The sequence below is a fragment of the Bacillus sp. SRB_8 genome, from assembly GCF_003264205.1.
Classification (GTDB): domain Bacteria; phylum Bacillota; class Bacilli; order Bacillales; family Bacillaceae_G; genus Bacillus_A; species Bacillus_A mycoides.
The window spans coordinates 1-2,699 of sequence record NZ_NADT01000058.1 but is presented as its reverse complement, the minus strand read 5'-3'; the positions used below and the strand labels follow the sequence as shown (position 1 = coordinate 2,699).

At 34.1% G+C, this 2,699-nt stretch carries 2 protein-coding genes; both read right to left on the bottom strand.

Features of this window, described 5'->3' with window-relative positions:
• Positions 1 to 242 precede the first annotated feature (242 nt).
• Positions 243 to 1,643 (bottom strand): zinc dependent phospholipase C family protein, encoded by a 1,401-nt coding sequence (locus tag B5P40_RS29360; RefSeq protein ID WP_113710367.1) that lies wholly within the window; start codon positions 1,641 to 1,643, stop codon positions 243 to 245.
• A gap of 904 nt (positions 1,644 to 2,547) precedes the next feature.
• Positions 2,548 to 2,699, bottom strand: a 152-nt coding sequence (locus B5P40_RS29350; RefSeq protein WP_142936376.1) for a thiol-activated cytolysin C-terminal domain-containing protein, incomplete at its 5' end; no start/stop codon positions are given.

Here is a 2,699-nt window from a genome sequence, read left to right as displayed (position 1 = left end):
AGTGAAAGTGGGGGTAGTTCAAAAACAGTACATCTTCTTTATAAACGGTACGACTTTATTTCAAAGCTACAGTATTTTATTCTTTTTAACAGGTTATTTAGAATAATAGAAAGATAAAAAAGCTCATCTTTTATGAAAAAAGAGATGGGCTTTTTTGTTTGTTGCCAATAAGTGAAGTTACTCGACGTTTACGGATAAAAAAACACTCGTTCTGATTAAGGAAGAGTGTTTTTCTTTTTAGGTTATCTAGCAGGTATAAACTTCCATGAGCTAGGTTTTTGTTTTTTTTCACCTAGTACGATCCAATTTTTCTCTGCATTTATATTTTCATAATTTAATGGATAGTCATCTGTAAAAATATTATATTCTGTAGGATTATCCAGGTTAATTTTAATTTTAAAGTCAGCTAAACTATCCGATTTTTGAGCAAGGTGAATCCAACTAGAATAATTAGACCAATTTAAATATTGAAATTGGTCGTAATTTGAGTGCTTCATGCGAAGATATATACTCTCCCCGTGGTGTAGCTTTGCATCATTTTCTTTGTAGAATTCAAATTCTATAGGTGTACCAGATAAAGCATTGTTTTCTTTACTTGCAAGTGAGACATAATCGTAACGGTTTGCTACATACCATTCAAATGTTAGACCTTGATAAGGAGATTCACTTGGTACGATATAATAGTTTTTCCCTGCTTCTATGACGTTTCCTTCTATATCATAGATTAATGCAGTCTCTATACTTGGAGCTTTCACATTTTCAGTAAAAGTTTTAAACCAAAGATTTAAGAAACCTGCTGTATTGCGCTGAGCTTCTCCTAAGCTTCGCTGCACAGCTGGGGTAACCATTTCTTGCCACAATTGTGCCTTACCACTATTATAATACTTAAATGTATTATCATTAGTAATATTTTGGATTTCAGGTTTAGCTACCCGGGCTGCATAATCAATCCATTCTTCAGGTGTGGATAGAGAGTCGTTATAATTCCCTCCAGTATTGACTGCAAATCGATTTTGAATGGTTGTAACATAATTTTCAAAGTAGCTATGATATTTTATAGCTCTCGTATCAATTGCGGTAAAATTTGCTGCATGCATAGGTTGGGTAGCATCTGTAAAGTAGTGCGTGGCTACTCCTAAGTAATAGAAAGCTTTTTCATAGTCTTTATTTCGTAAATGTTCTCCAGATTCATAAAAGTATTTCTTACCTTGTGTTAGAGCCGTTGGATTTGTTTCTCCTCTATAATTTTCTTTAGTATCAGGATCATAAAAATGAGATTTCCATCCGCCTTTAAAAACGCCGCCTATTCCTGTTCCACCATCGTTAAACTCTGCATTATAATCTGCATCATATAATCCTTTAGAAAATAGATCTTTATATTGCGGATAATTTAAAAAGTCCACAGCCTGCTTATTTGCTTCAATATTAGATTCTGTTTTCATAATTTCAATAGCTTGTTTTGCAATCCATAAATGTGTACTTTTATCAGAATGATACGGAGCTTCTGCAGACCATCCTGCAGTAATAGGATCATTCTCAGTTAAATCAATTTGATCGAGATGAGCATAGCTACTTTGAGGAGATACTCCTAAAATAGTTAAAGTCACTCCAGCTATACATAGTGTTGATGCGAATTTTTTCATTTTTTTATTCCTTTCTAAATATAAAGATTCTTATGCAAATATTCATCATAATAACGTAATGTCAACAGGTAAGTATCTCTAATAAAAGAGCGGTTGGCAAAGGCTAACTGCTTAATTTTTCTCTTAAAGGGATACCGCCACACATCGATCAACTTAAAAGTTTTAAGTAGACCTAAACAATAATTTTCTTTCTCTACCTCTAGTTATATATAAAAGCGCGTCTTATTTAAACATATATTTTTATGTAATTTTGCATATACAAATATAGGTAATCGAACAATCTTCCATTTATTATATTAATGAAAGACCGTTGTCTTTAGATAATTGAAATTATGGTGTTTTAACGAATTTACCGAAAGAATTCTCCTTCCTCAAGCTTGTGAAGGGTAATAGCCCAGCGGTAGGTGGGAGATGAATTTCGGTTTGGAATAGCCAAAAACTTTTGATAAACTAGCTATATGAAGTTCTTTGATAACTTGATATATGAGGTTGCTGGAAGAAAATAGAGTGCGAAAACCAAGCCATTCGGTTCCTGCGTAAAATATCAACCGTACCAAGAGAGCGTCCAAGCGTTGGACATCTAGGGGTGGAACACCCCGAAGTAACGCTCAGGGAGACGAAAAGTTACTTTCGTCGTGGAACTGAGAGGCTCCCACTTCAAGCTTTGCTAAGTGGCGAGTAGTTCACGTTAACAATCTATATCCATCAACTTAAGAATTCAGAATTACCCCAAAATGAAACAATGAGCTATTTGTTATAAGTTAGCAAAAAATTTTGTTCTTTGGTACTATGAAATTTTAGCTAGATGGCTATGTGACGGTCCCCCTACTTAAATTGACTCTCCAATTTGATGAGTATGATATATTTGAAAAAGCGCCCTGTTTACAGGGCGCTTCACTTCTACCTAATGACTAATATTAGCAGTCGGGTGTAAAGTTGTTCCTCCAATTGAAACTTTTATTTCATTTGTTAATGGAACATTTTGTTCATTAATAATTGTTCTCCACCATTCCCATGCAAGACCTGTACATTCTCTCGCTACTACTTTTACATTTT

Bases quoted from the DNA above. Each gene is read 5' to 3' on its own strand.
- B5P40_RS29360 (WP_113710367.1), bottom strand. From the start codon at position 1,643: ATGAAAAAATTCGCATCAACACTATGTATAGCTGGAGTGACTTTAACT.